Below are 14,028 nucleotides of genomic sequence, written 5' to 3'. Positions count from 1 at the left end.
CATGCAGCGCGCCCTTGGCGATGCTGCGCCTGTTGCGTCCCGGCGAATAGCCGGGCGCAATCCGTTCGTTCGGTGGCTGTCGGACTGGGGTCCGGCGCTGCCGATCATTGTCATCAGTGCAACCCTTCTGATCCTGCCCTGCCTGATTATGGTGCGCAGAAGCTTTGCCGGGCCCGAGGGCACCGGCTTTACGCTGGATAACTGGCAAAGCGTGCTTGCAAGTGCCTCTGCTTGGCGCGCCATTGGCAATACGGTGATGCTGGCCGCCACTGTCGCCACGGTGGCGACCTTGGTGGGCGGGCCTTTGTGCTGGATGCTAACCCGCATGACCCGCGGCTGGAGAACCCTGCATATGGGCCTTCTGACGGTCGCCAACAATTTCTCCGGCATTGGTCTGGCCTTTGGTTTCATGGCAGCGCTGGGGACGTACGGCATGATCACGCTGGGCCTGCGCTCGATGGGGTTTGACTTCACCCCGCCGGTGCCAAGTGGCTTTGTCGGCCTTGTCATCGCCTATAGCTACGGTTTCGTGCCGATGTATGTGCTGCTGACACTGCCCGCGATGGGGCTGGTACGGCAGGACTGGTGGGAGGCCTGCCAATGCTGTGGCGCCTCGCGTCCCGAGTTTTGGCGCTATGTCGGTCTTCCGATGCTGCTGCCCTATCTGGGTGCAGGTTGGATCCTGACCTTTACCTCGGCCATCGGCCAATACGCGCTGCCCTTGGCGCTGTCGAATTCCTCAATGCCTGCCTATCCGCTGATCACGCTTGACATGAGCCGCAATATGCTGGGCTCGCTCTTTGGCAGCCAGAGGATGCCGGTCATGGCGGTGATCTTGATGATTTTCGCGATCGTCAGCCTTTTGGCTTACCGTCAGCTTCTTAAACGGGGGGCGAAATGGCTGTGAAAAGTTCAGTCTTGCCCGGCCGGATTCTGCTGGCCTTCGTGGCCGCCTATATCCTTCTGCCGGTTGCCGCCACGCTGCTTTACTCTTTGGCCACCGTCTGGCGATCCGAGATGCTGCCCGAAGGCTATACGCTCAGCCACTGGGCCAAGTCCTTCATCGATCAGCGCTTTGTCAGCGTCTTGCTGCGCACCCTTGGTCTGGCGGTTGTGGTCTCCTTTGTCACTCTGGCGCTGCTGTTGCCGGCGGTCTGGTGGCAAAGGGTGCGCAATCCGAAGATCGGTATCGCGCTGCAAATGCTGGCGGCGGTGCCCTTCGCCTTGCCCACTTTGATCATCGGTCTTGGGCTTTTGACCCTGACCGGAGACTACCTGCCGCAAGCGCAAGGCACGGTATGGTTGCTGGGTCTGGGCCATGTCGCCTTGGCTTTCCCCTTTGCCTATTGGGCGCTGGATAATGCGATGGCGGCGGCCAATGTCCGCGCCTTGTCCGAGGCCGCAAGCACCTGTGGTGCCAGCCCCTTTGCGACGCTGATCCGGGTGATCTTGCCCAATGTCGGCCCCGGCATCGCTATGGCGGGCATTATGGCCTTTGGCACCTCGTTTAACGAGTTGGTCCTGACCCAGCTCTTGGTCGGCTCGCGCTATGAGACGGTGCAGCTTTACGCGCTCAACATGCTCAAAGGTGCGGATGCGGACTACAACCTTCTTGCCGTGATGACGGTGATCAACTTCACAATTACGCTTGTCCTGTCGATTGCGATGGTGAGCCTGAACGGCCGCACCGCCAACGCCAGCCTGCCGAAAAAGGCAAAATCATGAGTACGCCCATCCATCTTGGTGCCATCACCAAAAGCTTCAACGGCAAACCCGCGCTCAGCGGCATCGACCTTGATATCGCCCAAGGCGAGATGATCGCGCTGCTTGGCGCCTCGGGCTGCGGTAAGACCACGCTTTTGCGGATCATCGCGGGGCTTGAGCAACCAAGCAGCGGCCAGATCCACTTTGGCACGCGCGATGTCACCGATCTGTCGGTGCAAGCGCGCCGCATTGGCATGGTGTTCCAAGGCTATGCCCTGTTTCCCAATATGACCGTGCGCCAAAACATCGGCTTTCCGCTGAAGATTGCAGGGGAAAGCGCCTCTGCCATCACCGCCCGCGTGAACGAGCTTTTGGAGATGACCGGGCTTGGCCCGCGCGGCGATCACCACCCGAACCAGCTTTCGGGTGGTCAGCAACAGCGCACCGCTTTGGCCCGCGCCTTGGCGCCGCGCCCGGATGTGCTTTTGTTGGACGAGCCGCTCTCGGCGCTGGATGCGCAGGTGCGCGACCATCTGCGCGATGAGATTGCTCGCATCCAAAAGACGGTGGGAACCACCACGGTTCTGGTGACCCATGATCAGGCCGAGGCTATGGCCATCGCCGACCGCGTGGTGATCATGCATGAAGGCCGCGTCGAGCAAGCCTCGCGCCCCGAAGCGCTTTATGAGATGCCTGCCTCGGGCTACACGGCCAGCTTCATCGGCACCCGCAACCGCTTTGACGTATCGCCTCAGGGCGGCGAGCTGCGGATTGGCGGCTTTTTCCGGCAGGCCGCGGCCAATAGCGCCGCGCATCAGGTCTGGGTCCGCGCCGAGGCGCTGCGGATCGTTCCGGCAGGGCAGGGCCTAGCCGTGACGGTCGAGGCCAAGCTCTTCCAGGGTCCGATCACCCGGCTTTATCTGACTTGCCATGCTGATGGCCTGTCGCAAACCTTGAAGCTTGACGCCCCAAGTGAGGGCCTGCGCGGGGTTGAGCCCGGTCAATCTTTGCATGTCACCTTTGATCAGGAGAGCGCCGATGTCTTTGCCGCTTGACGCCCCGCGCCGCCCCGATGTGGTCTTCATCACCGTCGATCAATGGCGCGGTGATCTGGCCCCCGGCGTGCCGGGCAGCTTCATCCCCACGCCAAACCTCAGCGCCCTTGCGCGTGAGGCGACCAGTTTCCGCAGCCATTACACCCAAGCCTATCCTTGCGGACCGGCGCGCGCGGGTTTGCTGACCGGGCTATACGCCCATAAACACCGCTCGATCTCGAACGGGACGCCGCTCGATCGGCGCCACCGCACGGTCTTTGAGGCAGCACGCGATCGCGGTTACGCGCCGGTGCTTTTTGGCTATACCGACACCACGCCTGATCCGCGTAGCCTCTCGCCACGCGATCCGGCACGGCTGAATTATGCCGGTGTCGCTGCGGGGCTTGAGGTGGGCTGCCTGCTTGACGAAGACGCCCGGCCTTGGATCGCCCATCTTATGGCGCGCGGCTACCAAATCGATGCCCCGCAAAAGGGCCGTGACGGCGTCTTTGCGCAGCGCGCTTTCGGGGCGCCTGCGCTTTACGGTCCTGAGGATTCCGAGACCGCCTTCCTGACCGATCAAGTCTTGGGTCATATGGCGACGGCCGCAGATGATCCGCTTTTCTTGCATATTTCCTATATCGCTCCGCATCCGCCCTTTGCCGCAACGGCCGAATGGCTGAACCGGATCAACCCAAAGGATGTGCCAGCGCCGCGGCTTGGTCCCGATGCAAGCCCGCAGCATCCGCTTTTGGACCATCTCTTGGCCAATGCCGATCTGTCGCGCTTCGTTCCGGGCTTGTCGGGGCCAGCCGCCGCAGCCTCGGCCGAGGTTATGGCCACCATCCGCCACGCCTATGCCGCATTGGCAGCCGAGGTTGATCACCACATTGGGCGCTTGATCGCCCAGTTGAAAGCGATGGGAAGGTGGGAGAACACCATTTTCATCCTCTCAGGCGATCATGGCGAGATGCTGTTTGATCGCGGTCTTTTGGGTAAAGTCGGCTGGTTCGACGAATCCGCGCATGTGCCGCTGATCTTCCGCATGCCGGGCGGGGCCCAAGGCCACATTGTCGAGGATTTCACCCAATCGATCGATATCTTCGCCACCTTGGTCGAGCTTTTGGGCCTGCGCGATGATGTGAACCTAGACGGCAACAGCCTGTCGCCATTCTTGCAAGGCAAAGCTCCCGCTGATTGGCGCCAAGCAGCTTTTTGGAGCCATGATTTCCGCAGCCTTGCAGGACAGGGCGCGGGGGCGGCGCTGAAAATCCCGCCGGGAAGGTGCAACCTGCAGGTTATGCGCGGGCGCGATTTCAAATATGTGCATTCGACTGGCTTGCCGCCGCTGCTCTTTGATCTGCGCGATGACCCGGATCAAAAGCTCAACCGGATCGGCGACCCGGCCTGCCGGGATCTGCACATGGCCGGTCTCGAGGGGCTTTTGGAGCTGCGTTTGCAGCATGAGGCGGAAGAGCTCTCCGCGGTAGAAGCCTCGGATGGCCAGCTTTGGGATTGGCGGGCACAGAACCGGCGCGATCTTTACACGCTGCGCGAAGACTGAGCTGCACAAACTGAAAACCCGCCCATGCATGCTTGGGCGGGTTTTGATGCTGAGGCCATGGATCTGAACATCGGTCGCGCCCATTTGGCCCTGCTTTTGATCTTCTGGTTTATCGCCCCTGGTTGCGCGATACCTGAGGTGCAACGGCGCGCATATATGAGCAGGCTGGTGCAGATCTGATTATGCATATTTGATTCTGGGCGGGTCATGGTGACATTGAAATTGCTGAGATCCTAAGCCTCGATATGCAATCTCCTAAGTCTCTGTCTGCCGCAACCCATTGGATGGGCGATAGATTTTGTATCGCTAATTGGTTAATTGTTCTGTCATCAAGGCGGCGTGCAAAACTGCCCTTGCGTTTGGGTTGATGGGCCTCAGCCCGATGATGGCTGCTCCCATCTTTCCAATCCTTCGCACTGTCCTGATTGCGCCCATGCAGCGCGAGACGATTGAAACAAGTCCCGACCGACAGGGCGGTGGCGTTGAAGCTGTCGCGATCCCTGAACAACTTTCCAAAGTTAAAATAAAATGGACGCCCCCTCGAAAGGAGCGTCCAGACTGTCGATACGTGAAAGGCGCTTGCACGCAAACCCTTTAATTGAAAGCGCTATTTTACGGCTTGCCCTTCTGTTTTTTCACCTTGCCGCGGTTGTCTTCCTCGGTGGGGCTAAGTTTTTCGTTCTTTTCGTTCTTTTCGTTCTTTTCGTTCTTTTCGTTCTTTTCGTTCTTTTCGTCCTTGTCGTCCTTGTCGTCCTTGTCGTCCTTGTCGTCCTTGTCGTCCTTGTCGTCCTTGCCGTCCTTAGGCTTTTTCTTCTTGTCGTCCTTGCCGTCCTCGCGGTCCTGGGGCTTTTTCTTCTTGTCGTCCTTGCCGTCCTCGCGGTCCTTGGGCTTTTTCTTCTTGTCGTCTTTGCGGTCCTCGCGGCCCTTGTCGTCCTTACGGCCCTTGCCGTCCTTGGGCTTTTTCTTCTTGTCGTCCTTGTGCTTGTCTTTCTTCTTAGCCTTCTTACGGTCCTTCTTGGGGCCTTCAGGGGCGACCCCATCATCAGGCTCGTCTCCGAGTTGCTGGGTGCGGCTGTTATCTTCACGAGCCAGCGGCGCGTCGTTCTCGTATTGGCTCAGGCAGGAGAAAATGGACGCAAAGGTGCATTTCTCTTTAGGGCCGTCTCCGGGGGCCGCATGGGCCATCGATGCCGTTGTTCCTAGCGCGCCTGCGATAACGATCGCTGCGCTCAGGATGTAAGAGGCGATCTTCATAATGCCTATTCCTGTCTGTAATGTTGATGAAATTTGGAGAAATATCCACTATTTGGAAACAGTCTACCGCTCTAACACATTAACGCATTAACCAGTATGTGCTCATTTGCAAGTTACTTGATAAATGAGCACCCGTCTGGGGGCAGCGATAATCGAACGTCTAATAGGGTTGAGTGGTTTGGTATTTGTCACTCAGAGCACTTGATGTATCGGAAATCTTGAATGTATTTGCGGGGTTGCGCGCGTGTGACATTGCAGAGCCAATTTATAATCCTGCGCAGCATTGCTGAAATGTTGTCTGAATTGGCTGCCTCAGACTGGGCAAAGGTTGCAGTCGGGCAAGAAAGTTGTCGCACGGATTGAAGATATAACGTCAGGATATTCCAGCAGAACGTCCGTCTCGTCGAAGGAGAGGTCCGATTGTGCTTGGATCAGCGAGCGCCGCAAGCAGGCCCGAGAAAAATCAAGAAAGATGGGTCTATCGCGGTGGAATGGCTTGGCCTAACCTGCGCCTTGCAGCCGCCGTGTCACGGCTCCGGCCGTGCCCAAACCCCAAGGCGATTTCGGGGTAAACTTGTGAGATATCATGACATTCTCCTCACGCGCTGGCGCCATTCAAGCAGCTGCCCAGCATTTTGACAGCGGCGCTTTTCTCAAAGATCTCGCCGCCCTTGTTGCGCGTCCCAGCGAAAGCCTAAACCCCGCCGCTGGAGCCGCTCTGGGCGCCTATCTGACCGAGGATATGCAGCCCATGCTGCAAGCCTTGGGCTTTCAGATCCAGATCCTGCCCAACCCAGACCCGGCGGGCGCGCCCTTTCTTCTGGCAAGCCGTATCGAGGATCCGGCCTTGCCAGTGGTCCTCATCTATGGCCATGGCGATGTGGTGCATGGTCAGGCCGAGGACTGGCGACCCGGTTTCGCGCCCTTCACTTTGCAGCAGGAAGGCGACCGGATCTATGGCCGCGGTACGGCGGATAATAAGGGCCAGCACCTGATCAATATCGCCGCTTTGGCGCAAGTGATCGGCCAGCGCGGTACTTTAGGTTTCAACGCCAAGATCTTGATTGAAATGGGGGAGGAGGCAGGCTCTCCGGGGCTGCAAGACTTTTGCCGCAACCAAGCCGCCTTGCTGCAAGCTGATGTGCTGATCGCCTCGGACGGGCCGCGGATCGATGCTGAGCGCCCGCTCATCTTCACCGGCTCTCGCAGCTCGCTGAACTTTGAGATCAGCGTGGATTTGCGCGAAGGGGCGCATCATTCGGGCAATTTCGGCGGGCTGATTGCCGATCCGGCGATGATCCTGGCCCATGCTTTGGCCGCGATCACAGACCGGCGCGGCCAAATTCTGGTGCCGGAATGGCGGCCCGAGACGTTGACCCCGCGCATCCGCGAGGTGCTGGCACAGGTGCCGGTGCCGGATCCGGGCTTTGCGCTGGATCCGGAATGGGGCGAAGCGGGGCTCAGCCAGCAAGAGCGGGTCTTTGGTTGGAACAGTTTTGCGGTGCTGGCGATGAAATCCGGTCGGCCCGAGGCGCCGGTCAATGCGATCTCGGGCCATGCCAAAGCCACCTGCCAGCTGCGCTATGTGGTCGGCACGGAACCCACCGAAATCATCCCGGCATTGCGCAGTCATTTGGACCGTGCGGGCTTCCATGAGGTGCAGATCACCCTTTGCGACAGCGGCTATTTCCCCGCCACACGGCTTGATCCTGACCATCCTTGGGTGCAGTTCTCGGCCCGCTCGATCGAGCAAAGCACCGGGATCGCGCCGCATCTTCTGCCCAATCTCGGCGGCTCGCTGCCCAATGATTGTTTTGCCGATATCCTAGGCCTGCCAACGATTTGGGTGCCGCACAGCTATGCCGGATGCAACCAACATGCGCCGGATGAGCATGCTTTGGCCCCGATCCTGCGGCAGGGGCTGATCGCGATGACCGGCCTTTTCTGGGACATCGGCACGCCAGGTCTGGCCCCAGCGCGGGCTTGAGGCGTCTCGGTTAGGGCGTCTCGGTTGAGGCGCGGGGCCAAAACCGCACCTCGGGCGCGGCATTCTCGCCTGAGATGCCCACCGCATGGCCATCGGCGCGCCAACAGGTCGCGCCGGTCAGCCGCGCTTGTCCAAGGCCATCGCCCATTGCAATCGCCGCCATACCGCCGCCGATATGCGGCACCGGGCGCAGATCAGCGTTGCGCTTTTGCAGATCGGGCAGGCGGTGGCTTAGCCCCGGTTCCACCTCGACCAAGCCGCCCTCGCTCCAGACCCTTGGGGCCTCAACGGCCGATTGCAGATCCATCTTCAGATCGATCAGGTTCACAAGCGTCTGAAAGATCGACGGAAAAATCCGCGTGCCGCCGGGCATGCCAATCGCATAGGCAGGCGTGCCAGCCTTGGTCACGATCACCGGCGCCATCGAGGCCGGCGTGCGTTTGCCCGGAGCGATCGACATTGCCCGGCCCGGCACTGGATCAAAGGTGCGCATGTAATTGTTCGGCATCAGCCCGGTCTCGGGCAGCATGATCTGCGCGCCGAACATGCAATAAAGCGTCGAGGTGGCCGAGATCATCGTGCCATCGCGGTCCACCACACTCATATGGGTGGTGTCGCGGCCCTTGGCGGGGCTGTGCGGGGCAGGGCGGGCCAAGGGCTTTGTCAAATTGGCCTCAGACAGGATCTGCGCCGCGCCCTCGGTGCCAAAACCCGCCCGATCGGCAAAGGCCTCGTGCTGGATGTCGATCAACAGTTGCAACCGCTCGGGATCGTCAAACCCCTGCCGCAGATCGGCATGCTGAGCATAGCGCGCCAGCATCTGCGCCATCGCCACCCCGCCCGAGGCGGGGGGCGGCGGGCAATGCACGGTGAAGCCTCGGAATTCCGCCTCAAGCGGTTGATCCCAGATCAGCGCATAATCCAGCAGATCCTGCATCTGCATAATCCCCGCAGGCGCGGGGGCGCTTTGCAGCCGCTCAATCAGCTTTTGCCCGATCTGCCCGCCGTAAAGCGCCGCCGCCCCTTCTTTCGCAATGAGTTGCAGGCTCTGCGCCATATCGCTTTGCACAAGACGCGCCCCCGGCGGCAGCGGCTCACCACCCGGCAGATAGACCTTGCGGGCAGCCGCATCCTTGCTCATCTCAGGCGCGCAGTCGCGGATCGCCCCCGCCAGATAGGGCGAGATCTCAAATCCCCGCCGCGCCCAGCGGATCGCAGGATCAAGGCAATCGGCGCGGGGCAGGCGGCCATAAAGCCGGTGCATCTCGGTCCAAGCCAGCAGGCTGCCCGGCACCGCCACCGCTTGCGGACCGTTGAGATTGGCCTGACCCAAAGTGTCAAAGGGATCCTCGGCCCCCGGACCTGCCGGAGTGAACATATCCGCCCGCGCAGCGCTTGGCGCATTGGCCAAAGCGTCCAAGGCCAGATGCTGGCCCGAGGGCAGGCGGATCTGGATCAACCCCGCGCCCAAAACGCCCACCATCATCGGCTCGGTCACGCTCAGCGTGGTCAGCACCGCCAAAGCAGCGTCAAAGGCATTGCCGCCCGCCGCCAAGATCTCGGCCCCGGCAAGGCTGGCCAAAGGCTGGTTCGCCGTCACCATCGCCTCACGGCTGGTGGCAGGGGCCTTTTTGCAAAGGAACGGCAGGGCGAGGGTCATGGCGGCACTTTCAAGCAGGGGCGTGGCGCGATCCTTCCCGCAAAGCGGCCCACGGGCAATGGGACTTTGCGGCCCATCCCCCTAAAACGGCATCATCAGATCGCAAATGGACGGCTGGCTGCGGCCTTTCATGCTAGCCCTATAGGTCAAATGATGGTGCGTCCCCCGAATGGCCGCGCCCAAAAGACCAAAAGGGAGCGCGGAATGACAAAGGGTTTGGGCTGTGCCTATGGCTCGCATCGGGCCGGGGGGCGGATGCCGCAACCGGCAGAGCGTCTCGATGCCGATATGCAGATCTGGGACAATGAGTTGTTGCTTGATGTGACCTTTCTAAACCTCGATTCCTCCTCGATGAGGCAATTGGCCGAAGCGAATGACCAAGACCCACAAGCCGTTGGCCGCGCCATTGCCGGGATCGTCGCGGCACGCGGCAAGATGCAAAACCCGGTGACCGGATCGGGCGGGGTGGTGGTCGGACGGGTGCGCCAGATCGGCCCGGCGCACCCTCGGCAAGACCTGAAGATCGGCGATCTGATCTGCCCCTGCGTCTCGCTCTCCTTGATCCCGATGCGGCTGACCTCAGTCGGAGAGGTGAACATCGCCACCACCCAAGTCATGGCGCAGGGCCAAGCGGTGCTTTTCGCCAGTGCCAACATCGGCCTTTTGCCGGATGATCTGGAACAACCGTTGGCCGTCGGCGTGCTCGATGTTTGCGGCGCGCCGACCACCGTCTTTCGCGCGCTGAGCCCGGGGCAAAAGGTGGCAATCCTTGGCGCGGGCAAGGCCGGGCTCATCAGCGCCGTCGCAGCACGGCGGGCGATTGGCCCGCAAGGCCTGCTGGTCGCCTTTGACCGCTCTGAAGAGGCCCTCAGCGATATGCGCGCGCTGGGCGTGGCCGATCATTGCCATGCCGTCGATCTGACCGACCCTTTGGCGACCTTGCGGCTGGCTAAGACCGCCAGCGATGGCGCCTTGTTCGACTATGTCGTCTCGATGACCAATGTCGGCGGCACCGAGACCGCCGCAATCCTTTGCGCCCGCCCGCGCGCCACCGTGTTCTTCTTTGGCATGGCAACCTCCTTCACCGCCTCGGCCCTTAGCGCGGAAGGGGCGGGCAAAGACATCGATATGCTGATCGGCAATGGCTATGCCGAGGGCTGCATCGATTACGGCTTCGATCTGGTCCGCCAAGAGCCGACCTTGCGCGCCATTCTCAGCCGCAGGTTGCAGGCTTAGACAGAAGAGGCGGCCCATAACCCGCCTCTCCGACACGAAAATAATCGCCCGGCGTTGGATTTTTGTTGAATTCTACAAGTGTAGAACGCAGGCTTAAATTGGCGATATGGGGCAACGGACTCATGTTGCACCTTTGGTCTTGAGTGAATGTTGAGCCGTCACCGCCGTCCGTCTTCCGCGCCACCTGACCGGCTTTGCCGCAAGCGCTGAGCGACGGGCGCTCCCTTCCGGCCAGGAGTTGGTCGCTTGACGATTGGCCGATGAGATGAAGATGCGCGACCCCTCGGCCCTTTTGTGTGGCTCAGCACAGCGTCGATGCCGCTGGCCTCTGCGATGCCTAAGCCCAAGCGCCTGACCGCAACCTACATGACGACAGGAGACGAATAACGATGGCGGACAGGAAGGTAGCGGTCCAACTGACTGGCCTGCGCAAACGCTTTGGCGATCTTGAGGTGCTGAAAGGCGTCTCGCTGACCGCCCATTCCGGCGATGTGATTGCCATCATCGGCGGCTCAGGCTCGGGCAAATCCACCTTGCTGCGCTGCATCAACTTTCTGGAAACCCCAACCGCGGGCGAAGTGCGCCTGCACGGCGAATTGGTGGCGATGAAGCCCGATGGCGAGGGCGGCTTTCGCGCCGCCGATCCAGCTCAGTTGAACCGGCTTCGGGCGCGGCTTGGCATGGTGTTTCAAAGCTTCAACCTTTGGCCGCATCGCACGGTTTTAGAGAATGTGATCGAGGCTCCGGTGCATGTCTTGGGGCAAAACCGCGACGCCGCCATTGCCAATGCCGAACGTCTCTTGGATCGAGTGGGTCTCTTGGCAAAGCGCGATGTCTACCCTGAGATGCTGTCGGGCGGGCAAAAGCAGCGCGCCGCCATCGCCCGCGCCTTGGCCGTTGACCCCCATGCGATGCTCTTTGATGAGCCGACCTCGGCCCTAGACCCCGAGCTGGTGGGCGAGGTTCTCTCGGTCATCGCTGACCTTGCCCGCGAAGGCCGCACCATGATCCTTGTGACGCATGAGATGCAATTTGCCCGCAATGTCGCCAGCGAAATCATCTTCCTGCGCAATGGTTTGATCGAAGAGCAGGGCAAGCCCTCGGATGTTTTCGACAATCCGAAATCCGAAGCCCTGCGCGCCTTCTTGGCGCCGAAATACTAAGGCGCACGGGATGGATTTTCTCAACATCACCGATTGGAGCCTTTTGGCCCTCAACTCGCCCGGCTGGGGCGGGGCGCTGCTCTGGGGCGCGGTCAAAACCGTGCAGATCGCGCTGGGCGGCTATATCATCGGCCAGATCATCGGGGTCTGCGGAGCGATGGGCAAAGTCTATGGCCCGCCTTGGCTGAAAGAGCTTTTGGCGATCTACACCACGCTGATCCGCGCCGTGCCCGAGCTGATCTTGATCTTGATCCTTTTCTACGCCGGCACCGCCGCGCTGAACACTCTGGCGGCCAAGATCGGCATGGGGCCGATCGATGTGAACGGCGCTTTGGCCGGGGTCTTGGTGATCTCAACCGTCCAAGGCGCCTATAGCACCGAGGTGATCCGCGCCGCGATCCAATCGATCCCCTCGGGCTGCCATGAGGCGGCTGCGGCTTACGGCATGTCGAAATGGACCACCTTCAAACGGGTGACCTTGCCCTTGCTGGTGCCGCGCGCGCTGCCGGGGATGTCGAACCTTTGGGTGATCGCCACCAAAGAGACAGCGCTTTTGTCGGTCGTCGGCTTTTCCGAGCTGGCCTTGGTTGCCAAACAAGCCGCTGGCAGCACCAAATATTACATGACCTTCTTCCTTGCCGCCTGCGCCATTTACCTGACGATCACTTTGATCTCGCGGGTGTTTTTCAATCAGGTTGAGGCGCGCTTCAGCCGCGGCATGGTGAAACACAAATGACCGCTCTTGCACTTCCCACCCGCCGCCGCCTGCGCAAAGTGATGCCGGTTTACCGGATGATCTATATCGCCATCGGCCTTGCCACGCTTTATCTGATCGTCACCGGCCTCAGCTGGGATTGGCTGCCGAAATACCTGCCAAAGCTTTGGACAGGCTTTCAAATCTCGCTGGCGATCTGGGCGGCCTCGGTGATCTTTGGCTTCCTGATCGCCTTGCCCTTGGGTCTGGCGCAGGTGCTGAGCCGTGGGCCTTTGCGCTGGCTCTCGGTCGCCTATTGCACCACCCTGCGCGGCACGCCGCTTCTGATGCAGCTTTGGCTTTTCTACTATGGCCTTGGCGCGATGATGACCCAGATCCCGGGCATCCGCAGCACCGTCCTTTGGCCCTATCTGCGCGAGGCTTGGCCCTTTGCCGTCCTCGCTCTATCGCTCAACTTCGCCGCCTATGCGGGCGAGATCATGCGCGGCGCCTTCGCCGGCGTGGGACGGGGCGAGATCGAGGCGGGCAAGGCTTTCGGCATGTCCAGCACCAAGGTCTTCTTCCGCATCTGGCTGCCCTTGGCCCTGCGGCAGGCCTTGCCGACCCTCGCAGGTGAGACGGTGATGCAGCTCAAAGCCATCCCGCTGGTGGCCACCGTCACCGTGCCCGAGATGTATGCCGTGATCAGCCAATCGCGCCATGACACCTTGCTCACCTATGAGCCGCTTTTGCTGATCGCGGGGATTTACCTCTCGCTCACCTTCCTCTTGGTGCAGGCGCTGGCTGCGGTGGAAAGACGGTTCAGCCTTGCCAAACGATAGCGTTGGCAGGCCACAAAAACGGGTGAAGAACCCGCGATAAGGTAACGATTTAAAACCACAAATACAAAACAACACGGAGGATTATACCATGAAAAAGACCGCACTGACTTTGGCCTTGGCTTTCGGCCTTGCCGCCCCCGCACTGGCGCAAGATCTGAAAATCGGCATCGATTCCGCCCCCTATCCGCCGATGAGTTGGCAAGAGGCCGACGGCAGCTTCCATGGTTTTGAGGTCGAACTCGCCATGGCCGTCTGCGCCGCAGCGGCGCTGAATTGCACCCATGAAGGCGTGGCTTGGAACGGCATCATCCCGGCTTTGGAGACCAATAAGATCGATATGATCGTGTCCTCGATGACGATCACGCCCAAGCGCCAAGAGGTCGTGGAATTCTCCGATCCCTATGTCTCCTCGAATGCGATCTACATCGGACATAAGGATTTTGTTTTCGATCCGAACGATCCTGAGATCATCAAAAACACCCGTCTCGCCGTGCAAACGGGCACCTCGCATGAGGATTACCTGACCCGCAAATTCGACGGGCAGGTCGATCTGAAAATCTACCAAGCGCAAGACGAGCAGCTGGCCGATCTGGTCGCGGGCCGTATCGATGTGGTCCTGTCGGGCCGCATGGGCTCGCTCGCCTTCCTGTCGTCGGAAGAGGGTAAGGATTTCAAAGCACTGGCGATGGTCGAGGATGAAACCTATCCGCCGCTGAAGATCGGTGCCGCCTTCCGCAAGGGCGATGCCAATATCGCCAAGTTTAACGAAGGCCTGAAGACCGTTCTGCAAAACGGCACCTATGACGAAATCGCCAATAAATACTTCGATTTCGACGTGTACGGCATGCCGAAACCCTAAGCCGCAGCGTTAAGGGTTAACGGAAAAAGGG

12 protein-coding genes are annotated in these 14,028 nt (G+C 60.5%); 10 read left to right on the top strand and 2 right to left on the bottom strand.

Features of this window, described 5'->3' with window-relative positions; translation table 11 throughout:
- Position 1: 1 nt before the first annotated feature.
- Genes Q9295_RS15370 through Q9295_RS15355 form a run of 4 tightly spaced genes read left to right on the top strand, consistent with a single transcriptional unit; the run spans position 2 to position 4,302 of the window.
- The gene (locus Q9295_RS15370) at positions 2-907 is read left to right on the top strand and encodes an ABC transporter permease subunit (RefSeq protein ID WP_306681466.1); all 906 of its coding nucleotides are present in this window, start codon (positions 2-4) and stop codon (positions 905-907) included.
- Positions 898-1,725, top strand: coding sequence for an ABC transporter permease (locus Q9295_RS15365; RefSeq protein WP_306681465.1), 828 nt, complete (start codon positions 898-900; stop codon positions 1,723-1,725). Before Q9295_RS15370 ends, Q9295_RS15365 begins: the two co-directional genes overlap by 10 nt.
- Positions 1,722-2,759 carry an ABC transporter ATP-binding protein gene (locus Q9295_RS15360; RefSeq protein WP_306681463.1) on the top strand — a complete coding sequence of 346 codons (1,038 nt, stop codon included), beginning with the start codon at positions 1,722-1,724 and terminating at the stop codon, positions 2,757-2,759. The genes Q9295_RS15365 and Q9295_RS15360 overlap by 4 nt, the downstream gene beginning before the upstream one ends.
- Entirely contained in the window at positions 2,743-4,302 is a 1,560-nt protein-coding gene (locus tag Q9295_RS15355; protein WP_306681462.1) for a sulfatase-like hydrolase/transferase, read from the top strand. Before Q9295_RS15360 ends, Q9295_RS15355 begins: the two co-directional genes overlap by 17 nt.
- 612 nt (positions 4,303-4,914) lie before the next feature.
- Here the strand turns inward: Q9295_RS15355 and Q9295_RS15350 are convergent.
- A complete protein-coding gene (locus tag Q9295_RS15350; RefSeq protein WP_306681461.1) occupies positions 4,915-5,556 on the bottom strand; it encodes a hypothetical protein in 642 nt (213 codons plus the stop codon).
- 586 nt (positions 5,557-6,142) lie between these two features.
- Between Q9295_RS15350 and Q9295_RS15345 the strand changes: the two genes are divergently transcribed.
- Positions 6,143-7,543 (top strand): M20 family metallopeptidase, encoded by a 1,401-nt coding sequence (locus tag Q9295_RS15345; protein WP_306681460.1) that lies wholly within the window; start codon positions 6,143-6,145, stop codon positions 7,541-7,543.
- A 10-nt stretch (positions 7,544-7,553) separates the two neighbouring features.
- On the opposite strand, the gene Q9295_RS15340 is transcribed toward Q9295_RS15345, so the two are convergent.
- Complete coding sequence (locus Q9295_RS15340; RefSeq protein WP_306681459.1) at positions 7,554-9,203, bottom strand: gamma-glutamyltransferase family protein; 1,650 nt, start codon at positions 9,201-9,203, stop codon at positions 7,554-7,556.
- 204 nt (positions 9,204-9,407) lie between these two features.
- On the opposite strand from Q9295_RS15340, the gene Q9295_RS15335 reads away from it, so the two are divergent.
- From Q9295_RS15335 to Q9295_RS15315, 5 genes are all read left to right on the top strand, one after another.
- A complete protein-coding gene (locus Q9295_RS15335) occupies positions 9,408-10,439 on the top strand; it encodes a hypothetical protein (RefSeq protein ID WP_306681458.1) in 1,032 nt (343 codons plus the stop codon).
- Positions 10,440-10,828: 389 nt separating this feature from the next.
- Positions 10,829-11,602 carry an ABC transporter ATP-binding protein gene (locus Q9295_RS15330; RefSeq protein WP_306681457.1) on the top strand — a complete coding sequence of 258 codons (774 nt, stop codon included), beginning with the start codon at positions 10,829-10,831 and terminating at the stop codon, positions 11,600-11,602.
- 10 nt (positions 11,603-11,612) lie between these two features.
- On the top strand, positions 11,613-12,338 hold the full coding sequence (locus Q9295_RS15325; protein ID WP_306681456.1) for an ABC transporter permease: 726 nt from the start codon (positions 11,613-11,615) through the stop codon (positions 12,336-12,338).
- Positions 12,335-13,138 carry an ABC transporter permease gene (locus Q9295_RS15320; RefSeq protein ID WP_306681455.1) on the top strand — a complete coding sequence of 268 codons (804 nt, stop codon included), beginning with the start codon at positions 12,335-12,337 and terminating at the stop codon, positions 13,136-13,138. Before Q9295_RS15325 ends, Q9295_RS15320 begins: the two co-directional genes overlap by 4 nt.
- Before the next feature lie 88 nt (positions 13,139-13,226).
- Positions 13,227-13,997: a transporter substrate-binding domain-containing protein gene (locus Q9295_RS15315; protein ID WP_306681454.1), complete on the top strand. Its 771-nt coding sequence runs from the start codon at positions 13,227-13,229 to the stop codon at positions 13,995-13,997.
- Positions 13,998-14,028 lie beyond the last annotated feature (31 nt).

Origin of the sequence: Pseudogemmobacter lacusdianii (assembly GCF_030848395.1) — a bacterium.
GTDB classification, from domain to species: Bacteria; Pseudomonadota; Alphaproteobacteria; order Rhodobacterales; family Rhodobacteraceae; genus Pseudogemmobacter; species Pseudogemmobacter lacusdianii.
The sequence above is the reverse complement of the archived record's forward strand: the minus strand, read 5'-3'. Positions and strand labels throughout refer to the sequence as shown.